Genomic DNA, 21,643 nt, shown 5'->3' on the forward strand with positions numbered 1-21,643 from the left:
CCTCCAATATCCGAGAACCATAAGCGATGTCGCTCAATCACATCCTCGGATCCGCGGTTTCCGGCCTGGCAGCAGCCCAGGCCGGACTCCGCTCGGTATCGAACAACATCGCCAATGTCGGGGTGTCGGGCTATGCGCGCGAGCGCGTCAACCTCACCACCGGCGTGGCCGCGGGCCAGGTGGCCGGCGTCGTGGTGGGCGAGCCTAGCCGCGTCGCCGATCGCTTCCTCGAGGCCAATGTCTATCGCCGCGCGGGCGATTATGGCCGTGCGGACGTCACCGCGGGCTATCTCGACCGGCTGCAGTCGCTGTTGGGCGAGCCCGGCGCGACCTCCGGCCTCCCGGCGCGGCTCGACGCGGTCACCGCGTCGGCGGTGGCGATGACCGGCTCGCAATCCTCGGCGCAAACCGTCGCGGTGTTCACGTCCGATGTGCAGGACGCGATCGATTCGATGCAGCAGCTCCAGACCGATGTCGATGGCCTGCGCGGCGACGTCGAGTCCGAGGTCGGCTATTCAGTCGACAAGATCAACGGCCTGCTCAAGCGCATCCACGAGCTCAACGCTACCGTCGCCGCGGCGACCGGGCTGGGCAAGAATGTCGGCGGTGCCGCCGATCAGCGGATGAGCGCGATCGAGGAGCTGAGCAGCCTGATCGCCGTCAATGTCCGCGAGCAGCCGGACGGTCGCGTCTCGATCGAGACTGCGAACGGCGCGGCGCTGCTCGACAAGAGGCTGCGCCAGCTTTCCTATCCCAATTCGGGGCTCGGCGCCGCGCAGCCTATTTATCCGACGATCGAGATCCGCTTCGCCGAGGACAGTGGCGCGATGGGGGCAGCGACGGGCGAGAAGCTCGATTCCGCTGCGGTGGGCGGCAAGCTCGGCGGGCTGCTCGATCTGCGCGATCGCGCGCTGCCGGCTTTTTCCGAACAGATGGGCGTACTCTTCTCGGGACTCTCCGAGGCGCTCAACGCCGTCTCCAACGCCGGCAGCACCGTGCCGCCGCCCGTTAGCCTGGACGGACGCCAGACCGGCCTCGTCGGCAGCGATCGGCTGGGCTTCACCGGCGCCGCGACTTTCGCGGTGACCAAGGCCGACGGAACTCTGGTCGCCAAGACCAGCATCGACTTCGGCGCGATGCCCGCCGGTGCGACGATCGACGACATGGTCACTGCGATCAACGGGGGACTGGGCGGATCTGCGACGGCGAGCTTCACCGACGGCAAGCTCAGCATCAAGGCGAACGGCGCCGGCAACGGTGTCGTCGTCGCGCAGAACGAAACCAACCCCAGCGCGCGCGCCGGCGTGGGGGTTTCGCAATATTTCGGGCTCAACGACGTGGTCCGCAGCGATTCGAGTTCGCTGGTCCCCTCCGGTCTCACCACCGGCGACGCGCACGGCTTCGCCACGGGCGAGACCGCACAGATCGTGTTGCGCGACGCCACCGGCCGGGCACTGACCAGCTATACGCTCAGCCCGACCGCCGGCGGCACGGTCGGCGATCTGGTGAGCGAACTCAATTCGAGCCCGCTCGGCGATTTCGGCGACTTCAGCCTCGACGATCGCGGGCGCATGCGCTTCGAGCCCACCGGCTCGCTTTCGGGCGCGACGCTCTCGATCCCCTCGGACTCGACCGATCGCTACGGTTCCGGGGAGGGATTCTCGTCGCTTCTCGGCCTGACCGGCGCGTCGAGTGGCCTCAAGGACGCGCAGGTGCGCCCCGAAGTGCTCGCCAGCCCGACCAAGCTGCCGCTCGCGCGTTTCCAGGAAAATGCGGTGGTGGGCGCCAAGGCGCTCGGCGCGGGCGACACGCGCGGCGCCACGGCGTTCGTGGACAAGCTGGCCAGCGCGCTCGACCTCGGCAAGGACGGCAAGACCACGATCGAGCGCTTCTCGAGCCTGTTGCTTGGCCGTGCCGGGCTCGAGGCGAGCCAGGCGGAGGATAATCTGCTCGATGCCGCGGCGCGTCGCGACGACGCGGTCAACCGGCGCGACAGCTTCTCGGGCGTCAACATCGACGAGGAACTGGCGCAGATGGTGATCCTGCAGAACAGCTATTCCGCCGCCGCCCGCGTGATCTCCACTGCGTCGGAAATGTACGACACCCTGCTCAACATGGTCTGATCGGAAACCCAATGACTCGCGTAGCCACCATTCCGCTCCAGCGCACCATGTCGAGCGCGATCCAGCGTTCGCAGGAAGCGTTGGCGGTCACTCAGCAGCGTCTTTCCACCGGCAAGAAGGCGGCGGACTTCGCCGATCTCGGCACCGAGACGGTACGCAACCTCTCGGCGCACAGCCTGCTCGCACGCCAGGATGCGCAGTCGACCGTGTCGAAGCGCGTCGCCACCACGCTCTCGATCTATCAGGGCCATCTCGAGGGTATCGAGAGTGCCGTCGGCGATCTCAAGACCGACATCCTCAAGGCGATCGGCACCGGCGACGCCGCCGGCCTGCAGGAAGCGATCGAGACTGCGTTCAGCCAGTATCGCACCTCGCTGAACGGGAACGAGGGCGGCGCGCCGCTGTTCGCCGGATCGCAGACCGAAGGTCACCCCTTTACTCCCGACACGCTCGCCGACGTCGCTTCGACAAACGCGGTCGATGCCTTCAAGGACGACGGCGTCCGCGCGAGCGCACGCGTCGCCGACGGAGTCGACGTGACCTATGGCATCACCGCCAGCGCGGTGGGCAAGGATCTGTACACGGCGTTCCGGACGCTCGCGCAGGCGGGCACGATCGGCTCCAAGCCGACGGCCGCGCAGTTCGACGCGCTCAAGCAGGCAGTGGGCGAGCTCGGCACCGGGATCGATAGCCTGCGGGCGGTCAACGCCGACAATGGCCGCAAGCAGAACCAGGTCGAGACGCTCGCCACGCGCGGCGAGGAGCGCTCGCTGCTGCTCCAGGGCGTAATCGAAACCAACGAGGATGCGGATCTGGGTCAGGTCGCGATGGACCTGGCGCAGCAGAAGACGATGTTGCAGGCGAGCTATTCGGTGTTCTCGCAGCTCTCCGATCTGAGCCTGGTCAACTATATCCGCTGATCGCCGGCGGTTTCGAATAGGGAAGGGGGTCTGCTGCACGCGCAGCAGGCCCCTTTTCGTTCTGACGCTCCCCTCCCTGGAACTACGAAGCCGCGTCGAGCAGGTCGCCGATCGCGCCGGCAGGGCTCGCCTGCGGGATCGCGGTCATCGCAGCGCCGATCGCGGCGGGATCGATGCTGCCGACCTTCCGGGTCAGCACGTCGAACGCCTGGCCGCTGGGCAGGGTCTTGAACGCCGCGGCGTAGCGCGCGCGGAGCGCCTCGAGCTGATCCTCGCGGCCGAGCATCGCCAGCGCGACGGCCTGGCGGAGCACCGCGGCCTGCGCGGGTTCGCTCAGACCCTTGGGCGCGGGGAGCGCATTCTCGCCGACGAAGTTGCCCCAGTCCTTTGCCTGCCAGCGCATTTCGGCGCGGATCGCGTGCGCGTCGGGCAGGTCATCAAGCGCGGCCATCGCCGCGTCGGTCCTGCCGAGACGGTGGAGCGCGACAGCCTCGACGCGCTTGCGGTCGTACCGCATCGCGTCCGAATAGCTGGCCTGCTCGGTGGTGCGGATCGCGTCGAGGGCGCGGTCGGGGCGGCCGGCGAGGATATGGAGTGTCGCGACCTTCACCGAGAGCGGGCCCTGCGCCACGTCCTGTGCGCGCTGGGTGAGCTGATATTGGAGCAATTCGGCGGCGCGGGCATAGAGTCCCGCGTCCTGCAGGCGGCCGGCGAGGCGAAACACGAGCGCATCGCCCTCGCCGCCCGCAGGGGCGAGCTCGCGGAAATCCCAATAGAGGCCGGCGGCTTCGGCCAGCGATACGCTGCTGTCCGGCGCCAGCGCTGCGGCGAGCGCGGCCTGAAGCTCGGCGAGCATCGGCGCAGCCTTCTTGCCGATCCTGAAATAACGGATCAGCGCGGCGCCGGCGCGGAGCTGCCCGCGCAGGTCGTGCGCCTCGGTGGCGAGGCGGAGTTCGATCTCCAGCGCGCGCTGCTCGACGGCGCCGCCGCGCCAGCCGAAGCGCAGGTCTCCCAGCTGCTTCATCGCATCGGCGGGGGACAGGCTGTGCGTGACCAGCCCGGCCTCGATCATGCCCAGCTTTGCCTGGGCGCGGACTGCGGCACCGCCGTTGCGTGCGGCACGTTCGAGCCGGAAACGACCCCCTTGCGGATCACCGGTGGCGACAAGCGCGCGGCCGCGCAGGACATTGGCCTCGGGATTCCGGTCACCGAACAGCTTGAGCCAGGCGAGCGCGGGCCTGGGCTGGCCGGCGTCGATCGCGGCACCGGCGGCGGCGAGCACGAAGGGCGCACGCGCCTCGGGGCTGCGGCCGTTGATCGCGGGCAGCGCGCAATTGACCTGGCGGATCGCATCCTCGGCGGCGCCGGCATGCGCGAAGGCGCGCAGCCGCCAGGCACAGGCCTCGGGATTGGCGGAGAGCTCTTCGGCGGAGAGCGCGGAAATCGCATCCTCGTCGCGCTCGACCAAGGTCAGCGCGACGCCGCGGGCGAGGAGATAGGAAGCGACGAGGCCGAGATCGCGGTCGCCGGACTGCATCACGTCGAGCACGCCCAGCGCCTCGGCGCCGTGGCCTTCGCCGATCAGGCCGAGCGCATAGGTCCAGCGGCGAAGCTGACGGTTCTCGGGACGCGAGGCGGCGAGCAATGCCCAGCCGGCTTCGCCGGTCTCGCCGTGCCAGCCCGAAGCGCCGGTGATCATCGGTACCTGCGCGAGCTGGGCGGCGAAGGGCGGCAGTATCGAGGGTGCGGCGCCGGTTCCCGGGCGCGACGCGGCAGCGGGCGCGGCATCGGTGCCGGCCGCATGCGGCGCGACGGTGGTGGCGCCGGCGAGCAAGGCGATGAGCGCAGTACGCATCAGCCGAGCCCGAGCGGACGGATGACCGCGACGAGCACGCCGCCGGCCGCACAGGCGAGCAGGAACAGTCCGGCCGGAAGCAGTGGAAGCCCGCTCTTCGCGGTCACGACGTCGACCGGGGCAGCCGCCGCGGCACCGATGCCTGCGCCGCCGACCACTTCGAAGGAATCAGGATCAGCCTCGATCGTCGTCGCATCGCCACGACGGCGCTGGACTTCGGCCGGATCCTGGACGACGCGCATCCTTCCCGGGCGTTGATCGTGGCTCACTGCGGCACCTTCTTACTCATTTCATTCTATTATAGAGGCATGGGCGCGCACCCGGCCGTCCGACCGAGGAGTTTTGACGTGCGTAGATCCGTGGCCACGCTCGCGCTGACGACGGCGCTGGTGCCCTTTCCGGGCGGCGGGGCACAGGCGTCCGGCGGTGGTGTCGGCACCGTTGCGGGCGGGCTCAACCTCGTGCCGATGGAAGAAGTGACCGTGCCGATCATCGAGGCCGATCGCATCGCCGGAAACATGCGCTTCAAGCTCGTGATCGAGGCAGCCAGTGTCGAGGCGCTGGCCAAGGCGGCCGGCGCGATGCCCAGATTGCGCGAAGCGACCGTTGCCGCCGCGCTCGAATTCGCCCGGCTCAACGCCTCGGGCGCGCGCGCGGTCGATGCCGGGCGCCTCGACCACGATCTCAACGCCGCGCTCAAAGCCGCCGAACCCGGCGTCTCGCGCGTGCTGATCGTCGAGATCGCCGCCAGCTATAGTTGACAGTCCTTGCCAACCATGAGGTTGGCGAAAAGCGGCGATATGGTTCGGAACCAACCTTTTGGTTGGCTTGAAAAATGGCGGATTTCCGCCGTTTTCGTGCGATCTGGCCGCATACCGGTTAGCAGTTGCTTGACGCGTTTTCGCATTTGCGTGTCAAGCGACAAGACGGCGCGTCGGCGGGCTGGGCGAGGAAAATGTCTGGCGCGCATGCGCGGAACGAAAGCGGATCAAATCCTACATTGCCAGCGAATTCGGTGCGGGCTGGTCTCCGCCGGCGGTTACGCGGCCAATCCGAGCCGTTCGCTCCACAATCCACACTTTTCGATCCGGATGACGACGTTCCGCCGCTATTTTTTTTGGGGATACAAATAGGATTTCAGTGCTTAGTTCGCCTTTTGTTCCGATTCGCAGAGCGGTGCTACGGTGGCCCGCGGGATCGGAACGGAGGATGATTTTATGTACTCTGTGAAGGACTATGGAGCTGTCGGTGACGGGGTCGCCGACGACACGCTGGCAGTGCAGGCAGCCTATGACGCAGCGGTTCAGGGGGGAGGTGGAACGCTGCTCTTTCCCACCGGGCGCTATCGCTGCAATCTCTCGATGTATTCGCGATCAGTCGATATTCGTGGCGAGGGCAGGATCGCTTCCAAACTACATGCCGCAAATCCCGCAAAAGGGATTCTGAACGCCGTCTTCCGCGAAGGGAGTTGGAACGGAGTCACCATCGCCGATCTGGAATTGTCCAATCCTTCGGCGAATAGCGGCATCGGACTCGACTACGGGAGCGATCCTTACGCTCCGTATGACGAATATTCCGGTATCGTGAACGTGGAGAGAGTCGCGTTCAACCATCTGGACCGTTGCATCTATCGACGCCACGGCCAGATCGCTCTCTGGCTGACAAACTGCAATTTTTCCGTTGCGAACTATCATATCTTTGTCGTCGGACAGCCGGAAAGTCCTGGCCGGGGTCTGATGCACGGTGGCTGCCTCTTCGTAAAACATTCGCACTTCGACGGGGCGAAACTTGCCAGCCTTTACGTCCACAGCCCCGTTGTCGGTACGGGGCAATGGTCGATCGAGGACTGTATTTTCGAGGCCAATCCCGGCTTCGTCTTGTTCGCTGACGGGTTTGCAGACAATGATCGGGTCCCTGCGCTCAACTTCGTTCGCTGTTGGAATGAGGTCAACGCCACCGCCACCAGTGTTGTAATCGAAGGGCAGAGTTATCAGCCGGCCTTTGCCCGGCTGGCAGCCTGTGAGCGTGCGATCTTCGAAGACACGCCGGTTGGCCAGATCGTCTTGCGGGACAATTCGAACCTCCTCCTCTCGCGCTGCGACATAGGTGGGCTAGGCGCCGTCGACCGCGATCCCAGTTGCTCGGTCACCATCGAGGACGCGTACCTCTACTCGGGAGAGGTGAAAGAGGTTTGCCGGAGTTTTCAGGTCGCCGGTAAGCTGCCGCCCGCAGCCGGCGGTGGCGCCTGGTGGCCCCGAATTCCGCTGAGTGCGCTGAGTCACGCTTTCGGAGCTGACACGGTATTGAAGAATGACGCCTCCGCGCCGATCGAGTTTTCGGGCTCGACAACTCGAATGACCGTCACTGGCTCCGGTCCGTCATCTCCGCCGACCCACCATGTCCAGGAGCTTTCGATCAACGTTGGCGAGACGCTCCTGCCGACCCCGCAAGCGAACTTGATGTCGGGTAATTGGTACGTGGCAAAATACATTTATCGGCACCAGGCGGGCCAGCCGATAAAAATGCAATTTACCGGAAACTCGGGCGATACAGATCAAGTGACGTTGGATAGCGCTTCCTGGCGCACGCTGGTGTGTATCTTCAAGGCGGGCTCTGCCGGTGGAGCCAACAGCTTCTATCATTTCGGGCCGAGTACCGGCACGACCGTGATCGAGATCGGCGGATACTCTCTAACCCGTTTCAGCAATCGGAACGACGCGCTGATACACGGAAATGACAGCACCCTGGCGGTGTAATATTGAGGCTCGGCACGGCGGAAACCGTGCCGAGCCTTCTTTGAAGGTTTGGCTGATTCCGGGGTCTGTCGCTCGTGGGAATCACAGACAACAGGCACGGAATAGGCTGGAGATCGCTCTTCGGCCTATTCTGTTTTCCGTACCCGATCTGCGTTCGGGGAAGGAGTCACTTCCCCTGCCGCTTCGCCGCCATCTGCTGCGGCGGCGCGGCCGCGGCCAGGCGGGCGGATTTGCGGGCCAGCGCCATGCTCAGCGCGGCGGCGCCCTTGGGCGTCATCGCGGCCATGACGAGTGCGGTCGAGCGCTCGCGCATGCGCTGGGCGACTTTCATCTGCACTTCCATGTCGAGCTGCTCGAAGACCACCGCGGCGGCCTTGGGCTTCATTGCCTGATAGATGCGGGCGAGCTCGTCGAACTGCGCTTCGGCCGGCTCGGCGGGGCCGGGCGCGCCGGGTGCGGCCGCGACCTCGGTTTCCTTCTGGCGGGCTTCGAGATCGGCCTGGAGGCGCGCCTGTGCCGCCTTGGTCGCCTGTTCGCGCAGATCCAGCCCGCGCTTGCGGCGCGCGGCCTCGGCATCGCGCTGGGTCATGTCCTGCTCGATCGAGCTGCCGAGCCGGGTCTTGGGTGCGTTGCTCTGGGTCGCCGTCGACGCGATCGTCGAGGCGTTGGCGACGACCGCGAGCGCCGAGGCGGCCGCTGTCATCAGGAGGAGGGACGGGCGGGCCATCAGGCGAGCTCGGCTTCGGGCTTGGTTTCGGCGTCTTCGCCCTCGGCTGCATCGACGGCATCGGTCGAACGCACCGCATTGGCGAGACCGACGGCATTCACGACGCGCTCGCACGCGGCATCGGCGATGCCGATCATGTCCGAAAGCTCGTCGCGAAGGTCGCGCGCCTGCTCGACGAGGCGGGCATGCTGGGCGCAATCGGTGCCGAGCGTCGACTTCATTTCCGAGAGCACCGAACGGGCGCCGCTGGTCGCCTTTTCGAGCGCCGTGACGACTTCGGTGAGCGCGCCGTCCTTCACGGTGCGCAGGGAGCGCATCATCCGCACGCTCTGCACGAGCACGGCCATGCAGAAGATCATCGTCAGCACATTGGCGAGAAGCGCGAAGTTCATGATTTCATCTTTCCGCTGGAAACATCGTTGACCAGGCGCACGGCGACCTTGCCGCGGCGCTGGCCGATCTGGGCCTGGGCGAGCGTGACGCCGCCGCAGGCGAGGTCGAGCGCGTCGTCGGGGCTCTTGTGGAGTGCGATGGTCTGGCCGACCTCGAGCGCCTTCAATTCGGCGATCGGCATGGCCTTCTCGCCGAGCACGACGTTGACGCTGACATTGGTCTTGCGGATCTCGGAGGCCATGTGCGCCTCCCAGATGCTGTCGCGGCCGCTCTTCTCGCCCATGAAGCGCTGGAGCAATTTGTGGCGGACGGGTTCGAGCGTCGCATAAGGGAACACGATCGTGAACTCACCGCCGCGGCCGAGCATGTCGACGCGGAAGGTGGCGATCGCGCAGATGTTCGACGTGCCGGCGATCGCAGCGAAGCGCGGATTGCTCTCGATACGTTCGAGATTGATGTTGATCGGCTCGATCGGCTCGAACGCGGTTGCGAAATCCTTGAGCGCGAATTCGAGCATGCGCGAGACGAGGCCGGTCTCGATCGTCGTGAAGGCGCGGCCGTCGATGAGCGTCGGCGCGCCGCCGCCGCGACCGCCGAGCAATGCGTCCACCACGGCATAGATCAGGCTCGATTCGACCGTGACGAGGCCGAAGCTCTCCCATTCCTCGACCTTGAACACCCCGACCATCGCCGGGAGCATCACGCGGTTCATGAACTCGCCGAAGCGGATCGAGGTGACGTTCTCGAGACTGACGTCGATCGCGTCCGATGTGAGGCTGCGCATCGAGCTGGCGAAGGAGCGGACCATGCGATCGCAGACCACTTCGAGCATCGGCAGACGCTCGTGGCTGATGACCTTGGATTCGATGACCGCGCGAAGGCCCTTCTTCTTCTCGACGGGACCGCCGAGATCGCCGAACAGCGCGTCGATATCCGCCTGGTCGAAGCGGACATCGCCGTCGCCGCCCATGGCTGCGACGGGCGGTTCGGGAAGGTCGAAATCGTCGAGATCGATCATTGCTGGACCAGGTCCTGAATGAGGATGTCCTTGATCACGCCCGCGCCGGCCACGTCGGTGGCGCGGACCAGCATCTCTTCCTTGATGCGGAAGACCGCGGCCGAGCCGGCGAGGTCCTCCGGACGCAATTCGCGCAGGAAGGGCTGATAGGCGTCGAGGATCAGCGGCAGCTTTTCCTTGATCCCTTCCGGCGTGCCCTTGGCGCCCGGTACGATCATGAAATGGAGCTTGAGGAAGCGCGAGGCGCCGTCGGGCGAGCGCAGGTTCACGACCATCGCCGGCACGTCGACAATGGCTTCCTTGGCGGTTTCTTCGCCGCCGTGACCGCCGCCGTCGCCTTCGGCCTCGTTCGAGACCTCGCCATGGCCGCCCTCGGCCGAGGTCTCGGCCTTGGCCGACCCGCCCGAAAGCATCATCGCCGCACCGCCGCCGCCGCCGAGCAGCAGCACGCCGGCGGCCGCGCCTATGATGATGAGCTTCTTCTTCTTCGACTTCGGCGCCGCGGGCGCTGGGCCCTCTGCACCTTCCTCGACGATCTCGGGTGACGACATTTCCCTGGCACCTTTCGAAATCAGCGCTCCGGCAACCACGCCGGCTGATTTGCCTCTATTATAGGATGGTCACCCGGCAATTTCTGCCTAGCGACAATTTTCTGAAGGGACCGTCCGGTGGACATCTCGTCTTATGTATTGCTGAGCCAGGAACAGGCGCTGCGGCGCCGGCTCGACGTGGCGGCGAACAATCTCGCCAACATGAACACGGTGGGCTTCAAGCGCGAAAAGCCGGTGTTCCGCGAATATGTCGAGCAGGGCGAGACCACGGTCACGCCCGACGCGAAGAAGACGTCGTACGTGCTCGATTACGGCGCGGTGCACGATGCCTCCTCGGGCGGCTTCCAGCTGACCGACAATCCGCTCGACGTCTTCATCGACGGTCCGGGCTATCTGAGCGTCGAGGCGCCGGGCGGCGGCACCGCTTATACGCGCGCGGGCTATGTGAAGGTGCTCGAGAGCGGCGAGCTGGCGACCGCCGGCGGCCAGAAGATCCTGGGCGAAGGCGGCAAGCCGATCACGGTTCCGCCCGAAACCGCCGGACGCCTGAGCATCGCCCCAGACGGCAGCGTGATGGGCCCCGACGGTCCGCTCGGCCGGATCACCGTGACGGTGTTCGACGAGGCGAAGATGGATCCGCGGGGCGACGGGATGTTCAACGGCAATAGCGGGCGCGAGCTCACCGCCGCCGAAACGAAGCTCAAGTCGGGCGGCGTCGAGGGATCGAACGTCAATGCGATCGTCGAGACCACCGACATGGTCGAGATCCTGCGCGCCTACCAGACAGCCACCAACCTCAACGAAAGCATGTCCGACCTTCGCAAGAAGGCGATCGACCGGCTCGGCCGCGTCGGCTGACACCCCTTTTAGAAAGGCACAATAATGCGTTCGCTCTCCATCGCTTCGACCGGCATGCTGGCACAGCAGACCAATGTCGACGTCATCTCGAACAACATCGCCAACATGAACACCACGGGATTCAAGCGTCAGCGCGCGGAGTTCCAGGACCTGCTCTACGAGCAGATCGAGCGCCCCGGCACCGCGACCGGCCCCGAGACCAAATCGCCCTCGGGCATCCAGATCGGCGCCGGCGTGAAGACCGGCGGCGTCTATCGCATCCAGCAGCAGGGCGCGCTGCAGCAGACCGAGAACCGCTACGACGTGGCGATCACCGGGCGCGGCTATTTCCAGATCACTCTGCCCTCGGGCGACACCGCCTATACCCGCGACGGCTCGTTCGGCATCTCCGACCAGGGCGAACTGGTGACGCAGGACGGTTATCCGGTGCAGCCCGGCATCACGATCCCGCAGGCCGCGGTCGACGTGACGATCTCCAAGACCGGCGAGGTCCAGGTGATCGTGGCGGGCGATCCGCAGCCGCAGACCGTCGGCCAGCTCGAGCTCGCCACCTTCATGAACGATGCGGGCCTGGAAGCTAAGGGCGAAAACCTGTTTCTCGAGACTTCGGCTTCGGGCCAGCCGACCGTGGCGGCTCCGGGCGAGCCGGGCCTCGGCACGCTGAGCCAGGGCTTCATCGAAAGCTCGAACGTCAATGCGGTCGCCGAAATCACTGCGCTGATCACTGCGCAGCGTGCCTATGAGATGAACAGCCGCGTGGTGAAGACCGCCGACGAGATGCTGGCGACGACCAGCCAGCTGCGCTGATGGGCATGCTGCTCGCACTGGCGCTGCTCGGCGCCGGTCCGGTCGAGGATGTGCAGGTCGCGGTCCTCGCCCACCCGATCGAGAAGGGCACGCGGCTCGACCGTGGCGACTTCGAGAGCGAAGCGCGGGCGCCGGCCGCGGCGCGTGGGGCGCTTTCGGCCGACGATGCGTCGGGCATGGAAGCTGCGCGCAACCTGACTGCCGGCAATATCGTCCGCCGCTCCGACCTGATGAAGCCGCAGCTCGTGCGGCGCGGCGAACCGGTGACGATCCGCATCGTCAGCGGCGCGCTGGTGATCACCGCCTCAGGCCGCGCGCTGAACGGCGGCGGGCAGGGCGAAATGGTGCGGGTGGTGACCAACGCTACCAACCGCACGCTCGATGGAACGATCGAAGGCTCCGGCACCGTCCGGATCGCCGCACCGTAATCGATAGAGGGAATCAACATGCGCAAGGTCATTCTTCTCGTGGCGCTCGGCGCCACATTGTCGGGGTGCGGTGCGGTCGGCCGGCTCCAGCAGATCGGCAAGGCACCCAAGCTTTCGGGGATCGATCCCGTGTCGACGCCCGAAGTCGAAGCGTCGCTGTCGATGCCTTCGGATCGCGGTCGTCCGACCACCGTGGCGATGCAGCAGCCCGCAGCGGCGCCCAGCGCATCGCTGTTCCGCACCGGCGCGGGCGCGTTCTTCCGCGATCAGCGCGCGGGCAAGATGGGCGACATCCTGACGATCAAGATCAACATCCAGGACAAGGCCGATCTCGGCAACAACACCTCCCGGACGCGCGGCGGATCCGAGAATGGCGGCCTCGGCGGCCTGCTCGGCATCGCGCCGGTCGCCAAGCTGCTCGGCAACAACGCCGCGGCGGCGCTGGAGACGAATTCGGGCTCGAAATATAGCGGCGGCGGCACCACCGCGCGCTCCGAGACCATCAACATGACGATGGCGGCGATCGTCACCCAGGTGCTGCCCAACGGCAATCTGATGATCCGCGGCAAGCAGGAAGTGCGCGTCAATTTCGAGATGCGCGAGCTGATCGTCACCGGCATCATCCGTCCCGAGGACATTGCGCGCGACAATTCGATCCAGCACTCGCAGATCGCCGAAGCGCGCGTGATCTATGGCGGCAAGGGTCAGCTCACCGACGCACAGCAGGCGCGCTGGGGTCAGCAGATCTACGACGCATTGTTTCCGTTCTAAACCCCCGCGAAAACGCCCCTGGGACGCGGGCAGGGCCGGAGCGCGCGTGGAAATTTTTCCACCCGCGCTCCGGCCTTTCTCGTTGCCGCGTCAATGGCTTAGCGGGGTGGGGCGATTGTTAACCTATCGCTAACCATTTAAATTCGCAGGATAATTTTGGTCATCCTATAAATTTTCCCATGATGAACTTGCAGGGCGCGAAGGCGCCAGGTCGCGGGTCGGCGCTTCCGACCCGGGCCGCAGAAGCGGCCCTAGTCCAAGAAGGAAAACATCATGGGTTTCTCTGTCAACACCAACACCGGCGCGATGGCGGCTCTCCAGAGCCTCACCGAGACCAACAAGGGCATGTCGCAGGTTCAGAGCCGCATCAACACCGGCCTGAACGTGTCGTCGACCAAGGATGACTCGGCTTCGTACACGATCGCTCAGGGCCTGCGCGGCGACATGGGCGGCCTCAAGGCCGTTTCCTCGTCGCTGAGCCGTGCCAAGAGCGTGACGGACGTCGCGGTGGCAGGCGCGGAGCAGATCTCTGACGTCGTCAACCAGATGAAGGCGAAGGCCTATCAGTCTGCTGACGCCGGCATCGATTCGGCTACCCGCACGGCGCTGAACAACGACTTCGTGGCTCTGCGCGATCAGATCACCACGATCGTCAACTCGTCGGACTTCAACGGCACCAACCTGTTGAAGGCCTCGGGCGGCACCGTGACTGCGCTGCAGTCGCTGAAGGATTCGGACACCAGCACGGCAACGACCTGGGATCCGGACTCGCTCAGCGTTGCCAACCAGGGTCTCGACCTTGGCGGTAGCGTTGTCACCGTGAGCGCCAGTGGCGACATCAGCAGCCAGGCTTCGGCCCAGGCGATGATCGACACGCTCGCGACGACGCAGGACAACCTGAAGACCAGCCTGAGCACGCTCGGCGCGGCATCGCGCAAGATCGACGCTCAGTCGACCTTCACCAGCAAGCTGTCCGACACCATCGAGGCAGGCATCGGCAATCTCGTCGACGCCGATCTCGCCAAGGAATCGGCCCGTCTGCAGGCTCTGCAGGTCAAGCAGCAGCTCGGTGTGCAGGCTCTGTCGATCGCCAACCAGGCGCCGCAGACCATCACGTCGCTGTTCCGTTAAGGTCAAGCTTTTTCCCTGGAAGCTTACCTGACGACAGAGAGAGGCCGGGACGGCAACGTCCCGGCCTCTTTTTTGCGTGTGCGGCCCATGCGCGCCGCGCAATGAAATCCACCTATCTCCGCCGTCCGAATGGTTGGCCCATCTATAATGATGGCAAGGAGATAGTCGCTTGTTCCCACGTATTCGAGAAATCACCGACGCATTCGGCGGCAAGCTGCGCGTGAGCGTGGAGGAGCATCCTTCGGGCGCGCTGGTCGTGCTCGAGCGCCCCGACATGAAGGATCGGCCGCGGATCCTGCTCGACGGCTACGGAACCGACATATTGGCGGGCTATATCATGTCGGCGCGCCTCGCCGTGCCGCATGGGCTTCCCGACGAGCATGTCGACGGCACCTTCGGCACACGCTTCGAGCTGGGGCTGGAGCCCCGGGCGGCGCTGGAGCTGAGCCAGGAAGGCGAAAGCAAGCTCGAGATCCCGGCACCGTTCTGGGACCGTCTCTACGCCGAACTCTGTCTCGTTGCGGCACATGCGCGCGAACTCGCGCGTCGCGCCGAAGCGCGCGTGCACTAAAAGTCATACCCGGGTCATTGCTACCGGTAACTTTACGTATCGGGGCATCCCCGGACTGGGGCTGAGCGCAAAGCTGATGCATTGGGCATCCGACCGCTCGGGCAAAATGAAAAGGGCTTTCACACATGAATCTTCGCGATGTCAGCCATGTTCCTGCGGATACCGGACAGAGCTTCACGGTGACGCTGACGCTGAACGTGGAGGATGTGCGCGCATTGTGGACCGCGGCGGCCGAGAAGGCGCTGCAGGCCCCCGGCATGACGCTTTCGGACGTGCTCGACACGTTCGGGCCGCGCGAGGATGCGTCGATTGCCGATTGCATCGCGATGCTGACTGCGCCGGACGCGATCGCCGGCTGCGCGCTCGACGATTTCAGCGTCCGTACCGCGCCCGTGGCGATGGTGCCCGGCGCGGTGATCCAATTGCCGGTCGATGCACGGCCACTCGCGCTGATGCCCGCCGTCAACGGCTGAGACGCACGGCACGCATCGACCAAACCTTTCCGAGCGGGGGCTCAACGCAAAAGCCAGGCTGGTTTCCACCAGCCTGGCTTTTGTCGTTCTGGATCGCGGGGGATTGCGATCCTCAAAGGGAGAAGAGACGAGCACACCGCAGAGGGGATCGGAACGGCCCGCTCGTCTCTCTGCTTTCATTATAGACGGGACGAAGCTCGTGGGTCGGTCACAAGTATCTGAAAAATACCGTTAAGTGATATTACGGAGATGCGAACTCCGCGGCGCATGCAACAAGGCGCCGGAAGCGAGGGTTTCCCGCTCCGGCGCCTGATGGCTGGTCGAAATGCGGGGGTTAGGTGCCGATGCGGACCAGATTGGCCGAGTCGCTCTTGTGGCCGTTGACGGTGACCTGGATGGCGCCGTTCTCGAGCGCGACATCGGTCACGGTTCCGACCGAATGCGAGACGATCGTGACGTCGTTGCCCGACGAATCCTTGCCTGCGAGCGCTAGCGTGTAGTCGCCACCGCCGAGCTTCTTGCCCGCGCTGGTCGTGCCGTCCCAGGTCATGCTGCCCGCCGCGGCGCCGCCTTCGACGGTGCGCGTATCGACCACCTTGCCCTTCGAATCGGTAATGGTCGCGGTCATCGTGCCGACGTCGCGCGGCGCCGACCACATCCACTGCGCCGGCGTCTCCGCGGTGAGGCCCGCGGTGCCCGAATTGGTCTCGACCACGTGGCCGATCATCGACGAGGCTTGCGTCAGATTCTGCGTGCCGAGGCTCGACAGGATCGACTTGAGCGTCGCGGTCTGCGCCATCGACTGCTCGACCTGCGAATATTGGACGAGCTGCTGCGTGTATTGCGCCGTATCCATCGGATCGAGCGGATCCTGGTTCTGCATCTGCGTAGTCAGCAGCTTCAGGAACATCGTGAAATCGGCATTGAGCTTGGACGAAGCGGGGTTGCCGGTGGTCGTTGTGCTGCTCGTGGTGTTGACGGTGGTCATGGCTGGTCCTCAGGCGAGAAGGTCGACCTGCCCGTCGCTGCGGATCGGGCGGTAAATGGGTTCGGCGATGGCCGCGTCGTCGTCGGACGACGCGAGCTGGCCGCGATTGTGCTGGCTCTGCTGCTGGGCCTGCTGGCCGCCGCTGTCGCCGCCGCGATTCTCGAAGCGGAAGCTCTGTGCGTCGGTGCGGACGCCGGCCTGATCGAGCGTGCGCGCGAGATCGGGCGTGTCCTGGCGGAGCAGGTCCATCGCCTGCGCGCTCTCGGTACGGACGGTCGCCTGCAGGCTGCCCTTGTCGTCGAAGGCGAGCGTCACTTCGATGCGGCCGAGTTCGATCGGGTTGAGGCGGATGCGCAGCGTTTCCTCGCCCAGCTCGACTTTCCGGGCGATCTCGACGCCGAGCGAATGGCCGAGATGGCCGGCACGCGCCTCGATCACCGGTTCGGCGGCGGGGGCGCTCGCGGGTGCGCTATTGTTGGCGGCGCCATGGACCGGCTGGAAGGCCGGGGTATCAGTACGGGCAAGCGCTGCCGGGCGCGCGTCAGGCTGCCCCTGCGCATCGGCATTGGTCTCGCTGCCGGTGGAATCGCCGCGTGCCGCGACGGCATTGGCGAAGTCGGTGGTCGACGGCGTGGCGGCGTTCGCGGCCGGCTGGGTGGCATTGCCCAACGGTGCATTGGCGGGGGCCGATTTGCGCGCGACCGGCGCGGCGGCGCCGTTGGCTGCCTGCATCGTCTCGCGCGGAGCGGGCTGTTGCGGCTGCGCGGCGGGCTGGGGCGGCATGCCGCCAGCGAGCAGTTCGGCCGGCACCGCGATCTTCGCGTCGATCGGCTGCGCGGGATCGGCCTCGGCGACGGTGGCACGGGGCTTGCGCGGAGTCGGCGTGGTTTCGGTCGGCTTGGCGACGACGGGGGACTCGACCACCAACGTTTCGTCGGGCTGCGCTTCGGCACCGATCAGGAGGGCGGGCGCCTGCGGCCGCGGGCCGGGCTTGGCCGTGGCAGGCTGGCCAGAAACCTCGGGAATCTCGACCGGCGTCACTGCGGGATCCGCGGCCGGCGTGTCGGTCGTGATGGTCGCGGCAGGGACGGGGGGGGCGTCCGGGGTCGGAAGCTTGGCGGCGGTAGTCATCAGCTGCGACAGCGAAGTCGGTTGCTGGAGGCCGGGCAGCGTGACGGCCACCGGATTGGCTTGCGTGTCGAGTTGCGCCTGGGCGAGGAGCGTCTGCGCCAGCTTCGCATCGAAATGGGCGGGCGGCGTGGGCGAGGCGATCAGGCCGGTCCGTTGCTGTGGAACGCCGCCCTCGATCGCGACGCCGAGCGCGTCGATGAAGCCGAGACCGGTTCCACCCATTGCCGGCGTGGATTGCATCCCCGCGCCGAGCGGATAGCCGAAGGGGTTGATCTGCATCCGGTCGCCTCTTGCTCGGCCCGCGAGAGGCCGCTCTTCATTATAGGACGGTTGTTGCGCGAACGGTCTCAACCGATCGTGCCGAGTGCGCGAATGCGGGCGCGGGCGTGGATCTCATTCTGCGACAGCACCACGGTGGCCGGGCGGACGCGTTCGATGATCGAGCGGACGAACGGCCGGATCGCGGGGCTGGTGAGCAGGCACGGGATCTCGCCGTCCTGCGCCAACCGGTCATAGGTCTCGCGGACCGACTGGATGAATTTCTGGAGCGCGGAGGGCGCCATGGCCAGCTGGCGATCGTCGCCATGGCCGAGGATCGATTCCGCGAACGCCTGGTCCCATTCGGACGAGAGCGTCACCACCGGGATCGCTTCCCCGCGGACCTGCGACGCGCTGATCTGGCGCGCGAGGCGGCCGCGGACATGCTCGGTCATCTGGGTCAAATTGGCGGTCAGCGGTGCGGCCTCGGCCACGCCTTCGAGGATCGTCGGGATGTCGCGGATCGAGATGCCTTCGGACAGCAGATTCTGGAGGATGCGCTGGACGCTCGAGATCGAGACCTTCGAGGGGACGATGTCTGCGACGAGCTTCTCGGCGTCCTTGTGGACTTCGGTCAGCAGCTTTTGCGTCTCGGTGTAGGAGAGCAGGTCGGCGATGTTGTCCTTGACCAGCTCGGTCAGGTGCGTGGTGATGATCGTGCCGCAATCGACCACGGTGAGCCCACGGAAGCCGGCCTCGTCGCGCAGCTCGCGATCGATCCATAGGGCGGGGAGGCCGAACACCGGCTCCTTGGTGACTTCGCCCGGCATGCCGACCGGGCCGCCGCCCGGATTGATCAGCAGCAGCTTCTCGAGACGGATCTCGCCGCGCGCGGCCTCGGTCTCCTTGATCGTGATGACATATTCGTTGGGCTTGAGGCCCATATTGTCGATGATGCGGACCGATGGGAGGACGAAGCCGAAATCGGTCGCCATCTGGCGGCGCAGCGCGCGGACCTGATCGTCGAGGCGCGGCTCGCGCTGCTCGTCGTTGATCATCGGCAGCAAAGCATAGCCGATCTCGATGCGGACGGCGTCGAGCGCGAGCGTCTGCGAGATGGGCTGCTCGACGATCGCCTCGCGGGCCTGTTCCTGCGCGGCGACGGCGACTTCGAGCGCGGCCCTGGCCCGGGCATTCTGGCTCATCTTCCACGCGGCATAGCCCGCGGCACCGGAGAACATCGCGAAGGGCAGGAAGGGCAGGCCCGGCATCAGCGCCAGCGCACCCATCAGAAACGCGACCATGCCGAAGGCCTTGGGATAGCGGCCGAGCTGGTCGCCCAAAGTCGCGCCGGTCTTGCCCTTGATGCCGCCCTTCGAGACGAGCAGGCCTGCGGCGATCGAGATGATCAGCGCCGGGATCTGGCTGACCAGGCCCTCGCCCACGGTTAGCGTGGTATAGGTGTGGAAGGCCTCGCCGATCGGCACGCCGTGCGAGACGACGCCGATGGTGAGGCCGACGAGGATGTTGACCGCAGTGATGAGCAAAGCGGCGATCGCGTCGCCCTTCACGAACTTCGAGGCACCGTCCATCGAGCCGTAGAAGCCGCTCTCGGCCTCGATCTCGGCGCGGCGCTCGCGCGCCTGCTCTTCGCTGATCATGCCCGCGGAGAGATCGGCGTCGATCGCCATCTGCTTGCCGGGCATCGCATCGAGGCTGAAGCGCGCCGCGACTTCGGCGATGCGGCCGGCGCCCTTGGTGATCACGACGAAGTTGATGACGATCAGAATCATGAAGATGGTGAGGCCGATGATGACCTCGCCGCCCATGAGGAACTCGCCGAACGCCCCGATCACGCCGCCGGCGGCGCCGTGGCCTTCATGGCCGTGGGTGAGGATCAGACGGGTCGAGGCGAGATTGAGGCCCAGCCGGAACATCGTCGCGATCAGCAGGATCGTCGGGAAGGCGCTCAATTCCAGCGGCTTCTCGATGAAGAGCGCCGTCATCAGGATCATCACCGCGATGGTGATCGACAGTGCGAGGCCGAGATCGAGCAGCCAGCCCGGCATCGGCAGGATCAGCATCGCGATGATCGCGATGACCGAACCGGCGAGCGCGAGATCGCGGCTCAGGCCGATACGGTTGAGGATGTTGGCGATGGCGGGGGGCATCAGATTCGCGCCTTATTCAAATATCGTCAGGGCGCCGGGGCGACGGCGATGCCGGCCTCGATGAACGTGCGCAGCTTGTTGCGCATCGTCCGGACCGAGATGCCGAGGATGCTCGAGGCCGATGTGCGGTTGCCGTGGCAGCGCGTCAGCGTCTGTAGGATCAGCTCGCGCTCGACTTCCTCGACCGTGCGGCCGACCAGGCTGTCGATCCGCAGATCGCCGGGTTCGGCGAGCTCGAGATCGAGCAGGCGGGTGCCGTCCGAACGGACGAGGTCGTCCGGCTCGATGGCGGGACCCTGCGCGAGCAGCACGGCGCGATGGATGCAATCCTCGAGCTCGCGGACATTGCCCGGCCAGCCGTAGCGGGAGAGTAATACCAATGCCGCGTCGCTGAAGGCGCGCGAGGGCCTGCCGTCGGCTTCGGCGAGACGGGCGGCGAAATGCTGCGCGAGTTGCACGACGTCGCCACCGCGCTCGCGAAGCGGCGGAACCTCGACCCGGACGAGACCGAGGCGAACCAGCAGATCGGCGCGGAAGCCACCGGCCTGCACCGCCGCCTCGAGATCCATGCTGGTCGAGGCGATCAGCCGCGGCTGGAACGGAACGATCTCGTCACCGCCGATCCGGTGGAAGCGCTGCTCCTGCATTGCGGCGAGCAGACGCGCCTGCGTTGCGGGAGCGAGGCGGCCGACTTCGCGGAGGAAGATCGTGCCATGGCCGGCCTTTTCAAGCCGGCCGATGCGCCGCGCGACGGCGCCAGGGAAGGCGCCGGCTTCGTGTCCGAACAGCTCGGATTCGAGCACGTCGGCGGCGACGCCGGCGCATTCGACGGTGTAGAGCGGATTGGTCCGGCCCGAGCTCTCGTGGATCGCGCGCGCCATGACTTCCTTGCCGCAGCCCTTCTCGCCGGTGACGAGCACGGGAGCGCCGGTCTGGGCCACCGCGGTGGCGAGCGCCACGGCGCGGGCGAGGGCGGGGTGATCGCCGATGCGGACCGGCGCCTTGCGCTCGATCACGGAGGCGATCGCCGCGGCGATCAGCTCGCGTTGCGGCGGCAGCGGCACATAGTCGCGCGCGCCGGCACGGATCGCCGCCACGGCACGCTCGGCCGAAGCCTGGATGCCGCAGGCGAGCACGGGAAGGGTGAAACGCTCCGCGCGCAGGCTGGCCATGAAACCGGCGATGTCGGCGTCGACGTCGATCATCACCATGTCGCCGCCGCCCTCGCGGAGCAGGTCGAGCGCCTGGGCCGGCGTATCGGCCATCGCCACGGCGGCGCCCGCGTCACGGGCCAGCTCGGCCGCGCGGCGGAACTCGCCGCCCGGTGCGCCGACCAATATCATGCGGATTGATCCGGGCATCAACGGTCCTGCCGAACGATTTCGGTGAGCGTGACGCCGAGTGCGTTGTCGATCAGCACGACTTCGCCGCGGGCGATCAGGCGATCGTTGACGAAAATGTCGACCGGCTCGCCGACACGGCGGTCGAGCTCGACCACCGTGCCCGAGGTGAGGTGGAGCAGCTCGCCGACGGGCATGCGCGCCCGGCCGAGAACGGCCTGCACCTTGACCGGCACGTCATGGACGGCTTCGAGGCCTTCGGCGCCTACGGGCGCGTTTTCGCCGGCGGGCAACGGTTCGAAATCTTCGAACACGGGGCCGCTCGCGTCGCTGTCGGCGGGGATGATGTCGTGGGGTTCGGTATCCATCGTCA

Annotated in this window: 22 protein-coding genes; 11 read left to right on the forward strand and 11 right to left on the reverse strand. The window is 66.3% G+C overall.

What is annotated here, in order from left to right; genetic code table 11:
* Window positions 1–26 precede the first annotated feature (26 nt).
* Both ASE13_RS16500 and ASE13_RS16505 read left to right on the forward strand, forming a co-directional pair.
* Window positions 27–2,123: a flagellar hook-associated protein FlgK gene (locus tag ASE13_RS16500; RefSeq protein ID WP_056618575.1), complete on the forward strand. Its 2,097-nt coding sequence runs from the start codon at window positions 27–29 to the stop codon at window positions 2,121–2,123.
* Between the two features lie 11 nt (window positions 2,124–2,134).
* Window positions 2,135–3,043, forward strand: coding sequence for a flagellin (locus tag ASE13_RS16505; protein WP_056618578.1), 909 nt, complete (start codon window positions 2,135–2,137; stop codon window positions 3,041–3,043).
* 82 nt (window positions 3,044–3,125) lie between these two features.
* Here ASE13_RS16505 and ASE13_RS16510 read toward each other — a convergent pair whose 3' ends face one another.
* Both ASE13_RS16510 and ASE13_RS16515 read right to left on the reverse strand, forming a co-directional pair.
* The gene (locus tag ASE13_RS16510; protein WP_056618581.1) at window positions 3,126–4,898 is read right to left on the reverse strand and encodes a hypothetical protein; all 1,773 of its coding nucleotides are present in this window, start codon (window positions 4,896–4,898) and stop codon (window positions 3,126–3,128) included.
* The gene (locus ASE13_RS16515; RefSeq protein ID WP_156404948.1) at window positions 4,898–5,167 is read right to left on the reverse strand and encodes a hypothetical protein; all 270 of its coding nucleotides are present in this window, start codon (window positions 5,165–5,167) and stop codon (window positions 4,898–4,900) included. Before ASE13_RS16515 ends, ASE13_RS16510 begins: the two co-directional genes overlap by 1 nt.
* A gap of 78 nt (window positions 5,168–5,245) precedes the next feature.
* On the opposite strand from ASE13_RS16515, the gene ASE13_RS16520 reads away from it, so the two are divergent.
* Together ASE13_RS16520 and ASE13_RS16525 are read left to right on the forward strand one after the other, a co-directional pair.
* Window positions 5,246–5,659, forward strand: coding sequence for a hypothetical protein (locus ASE13_RS16520; protein WP_235537017.1), 414 nt, complete (start codon window positions 5,246–5,248; stop codon window positions 5,657–5,659).
* Window positions 5,660–6,115: 456 nt separating this feature from the next.
* Entirely contained in the window at window positions 6,116–7,654 is a 1,539-nt protein-coding gene (locus ASE13_RS16525; protein WP_082596987.1) for a glycosyl hydrolase family 28-related protein, read from the forward strand.
* Window positions 7,655–7,820: 166 nt separating this feature from the next.
* Here ASE13_RS16525 and ASE13_RS16530 read toward each other — a convergent pair whose 3' ends face one another.
* From ASE13_RS16530 to fliL, 4 genes are read right to left on the reverse strand one after another with little or no spacing between them, the layout of a single operon-like run.
* Window positions 7,821–8,357 carry a MotE family protein gene (locus tag ASE13_RS16530; RefSeq protein ID WP_235537018.1) on the reverse strand — a complete coding sequence of 179 codons (537 nt, stop codon included), beginning with the start codon at window positions 8,355–8,357 and terminating at the stop codon, window positions 7,821–7,823.
* A gap of 23 nt (window positions 8,358–8,380) precedes the next feature.
* Window positions 8,381–8,773, reverse strand: coding sequence for a DUF6468 domain-containing protein (locus ASE13_RS16535; protein ID WP_056618592.1), 393 nt, complete (start codon window positions 8,771–8,773; stop codon window positions 8,381–8,383).
* Complete coding sequence (gene fliM / locus ASE13_RS16540) at window positions 8,770–9,792, reverse strand: flagellar motor switch protein FliM (protein ID WP_056618595.1); 1,023 nt, start codon at window positions 9,790–9,792, stop codon at window positions 8,770–8,772. Before fliM ends, ASE13_RS16535 begins: the two co-directional genes overlap by 4 nt.
* Window positions 9,789–10,343: a flagellar basal body-associated protein FliL gene (gene fliL, locus ASE13_RS16545; protein WP_156404949.1), complete on the reverse strand. Its 555-nt coding sequence runs from the start codon at window positions 10,341–10,343 to the stop codon at window positions 9,789–9,791. Before fliL ends, fliM begins: the two co-directional genes overlap by 4 nt.
* 117 nt (window positions 10,344–10,460) lie before the next feature.
* Here fliL and ASE13_RS16550 point away from each other — a divergent pair, with 117 nt between their 5' ends.
* From ASE13_RS16550 to ASE13_RS16580, 7 genes are all read left to right on the forward strand, one after another.
* Complete coding sequence (locus tag ASE13_RS16550) at window positions 10,461–11,201, forward strand: flagellar hook-basal body complex protein (protein WP_056618598.1); 741 nt, start codon at window positions 10,461–10,463, stop codon at window positions 11,199–11,201.
* A gap of 24 nt (window positions 11,202–11,225) precedes the next feature.
* Window positions 11,226–12,008: a flagellar basal-body rod protein FlgG gene (flgG, locus tag ASE13_RS16555; protein ID WP_056618601.1), complete on the forward strand. Its 783-nt coding sequence runs from the start codon at window positions 11,226–11,228 to the stop codon at window positions 12,006–12,008.
* 5 nt (window positions 12,009–12,013) lie between these two features.
* A complete protein-coding gene (gene flgA / locus ASE13_RS16560; RefSeq protein ID WP_321164354.1) occupies window positions 12,014–12,436 on the forward strand; it encodes a flagellar basal body P-ring formation chaperone FlgA in 423 nt (140 codons plus the stop codon).
* 18 nt (window positions 12,437–12,454) lie between these two features.
* The gene (gene flgH / locus ASE13_RS16565) at window positions 12,455–13,207 is read left to right on the forward strand and encodes a flagellar basal body L-ring protein FlgH (RefSeq protein ID WP_056618607.1); all 753 of its coding nucleotides are present in this window, start codon (window positions 12,455–12,457) and stop codon (window positions 13,205–13,207) included.
* A 273-nt stretch (window positions 13,208–13,480) separates the two neighbouring features.
* On the forward strand, window positions 13,481–14,338 hold the full coding sequence (locus tag ASE13_RS16570) for a flagellin (RefSeq protein ID WP_056618610.1): 858 nt from the start codon (window positions 13,481–13,483) through the stop codon (window positions 14,336–14,338).
* A gap of 169 nt (window positions 14,339–14,507) precedes the next feature.
* Window positions 14,508–14,909, forward strand: a complete 402-nt coding sequence (locus ASE13_RS16575) for a hypothetical protein (RefSeq protein WP_029935686.1) — start codon at window positions 14,508–14,510, stop codon at window positions 14,907–14,909.
* A gap of 125 nt (window positions 14,910–15,034) precedes the next feature.
* Window positions 15,035–15,382 carry a hypothetical protein gene (locus ASE13_RS16580; protein WP_056618613.1) on the forward strand — a complete coding sequence of 116 codons (348 nt, stop codon included), beginning with the start codon at window positions 15,035–15,037 and terminating at the stop codon, window positions 15,380–15,382.
* A gap of 334 nt (window positions 15,383–15,716) precedes the next feature.
* On the opposite strand, the gene ASE13_RS16585 is transcribed toward ASE13_RS16580, so the two are convergent.
* From ASE13_RS16585 to fliN, 5 genes are all read right to left on the reverse strand, one after another.
* Window positions 15,717–16,370 (reverse strand): flagellar hook assembly protein FlgD, encoded by a 654-nt coding sequence (locus ASE13_RS16585; RefSeq protein WP_056618615.1) that lies wholly within the window; start codon window positions 16,368–16,370, stop codon window positions 15,717–15,719.
* 9 nt (window positions 16,371–16,379) lie between these two features.
* A complete protein-coding gene (locus ASE13_RS16590) occupies window positions 16,380–17,780 on the reverse strand; it encodes a flagellar hook-length control protein FliK (protein WP_056618618.1) in 1,401 nt (466 codons plus the stop codon).
* 68 nt (window positions 17,781–17,848) lie between these two features.
* Window positions 17,849–19,930: a flagellar biosynthesis protein FlhA gene (gene flhA, locus ASE13_RS16595; RefSeq protein ID WP_056618621.1), complete on the reverse strand. Its 2,082-nt coding sequence runs from the start codon at window positions 19,928–19,930 to the stop codon at window positions 17,849–17,851.
* A 26-nt stretch (window positions 19,931–19,956) separates the two neighbouring features.
* Window positions 19,957–21,291, reverse strand: a complete 1,335-nt coding sequence (locus tag ASE13_RS16600; protein WP_056618624.1) for a sigma-54-dependent transcriptional regulator — start codon at window positions 21,289–21,291, stop codon at window positions 19,957–19,959.
* Complete coding sequence (gene fliN / locus ASE13_RS16605) at window positions 21,291–21,638, reverse strand: flagellar motor switch protein FliN (protein ID WP_056618628.1); 348 nt, start codon at window positions 21,636–21,638, stop codon at window positions 21,291–21,293. The genes ASE13_RS16600 and fliN overlap by 1 nt, the downstream gene beginning before the upstream one ends.
* Between the last annotated feature and the right edge of the window lie 5 nt (window positions 21,639–21,643).

Source organism: Sphingomonas sp. Root241, from assembly GCF_001428865.1.
Taxonomy (GTDB): Bacteria; Pseudomonadota; Alphaproteobacteria; order Sphingomonadales; family Sphingomonadaceae; genus Sphingomonas.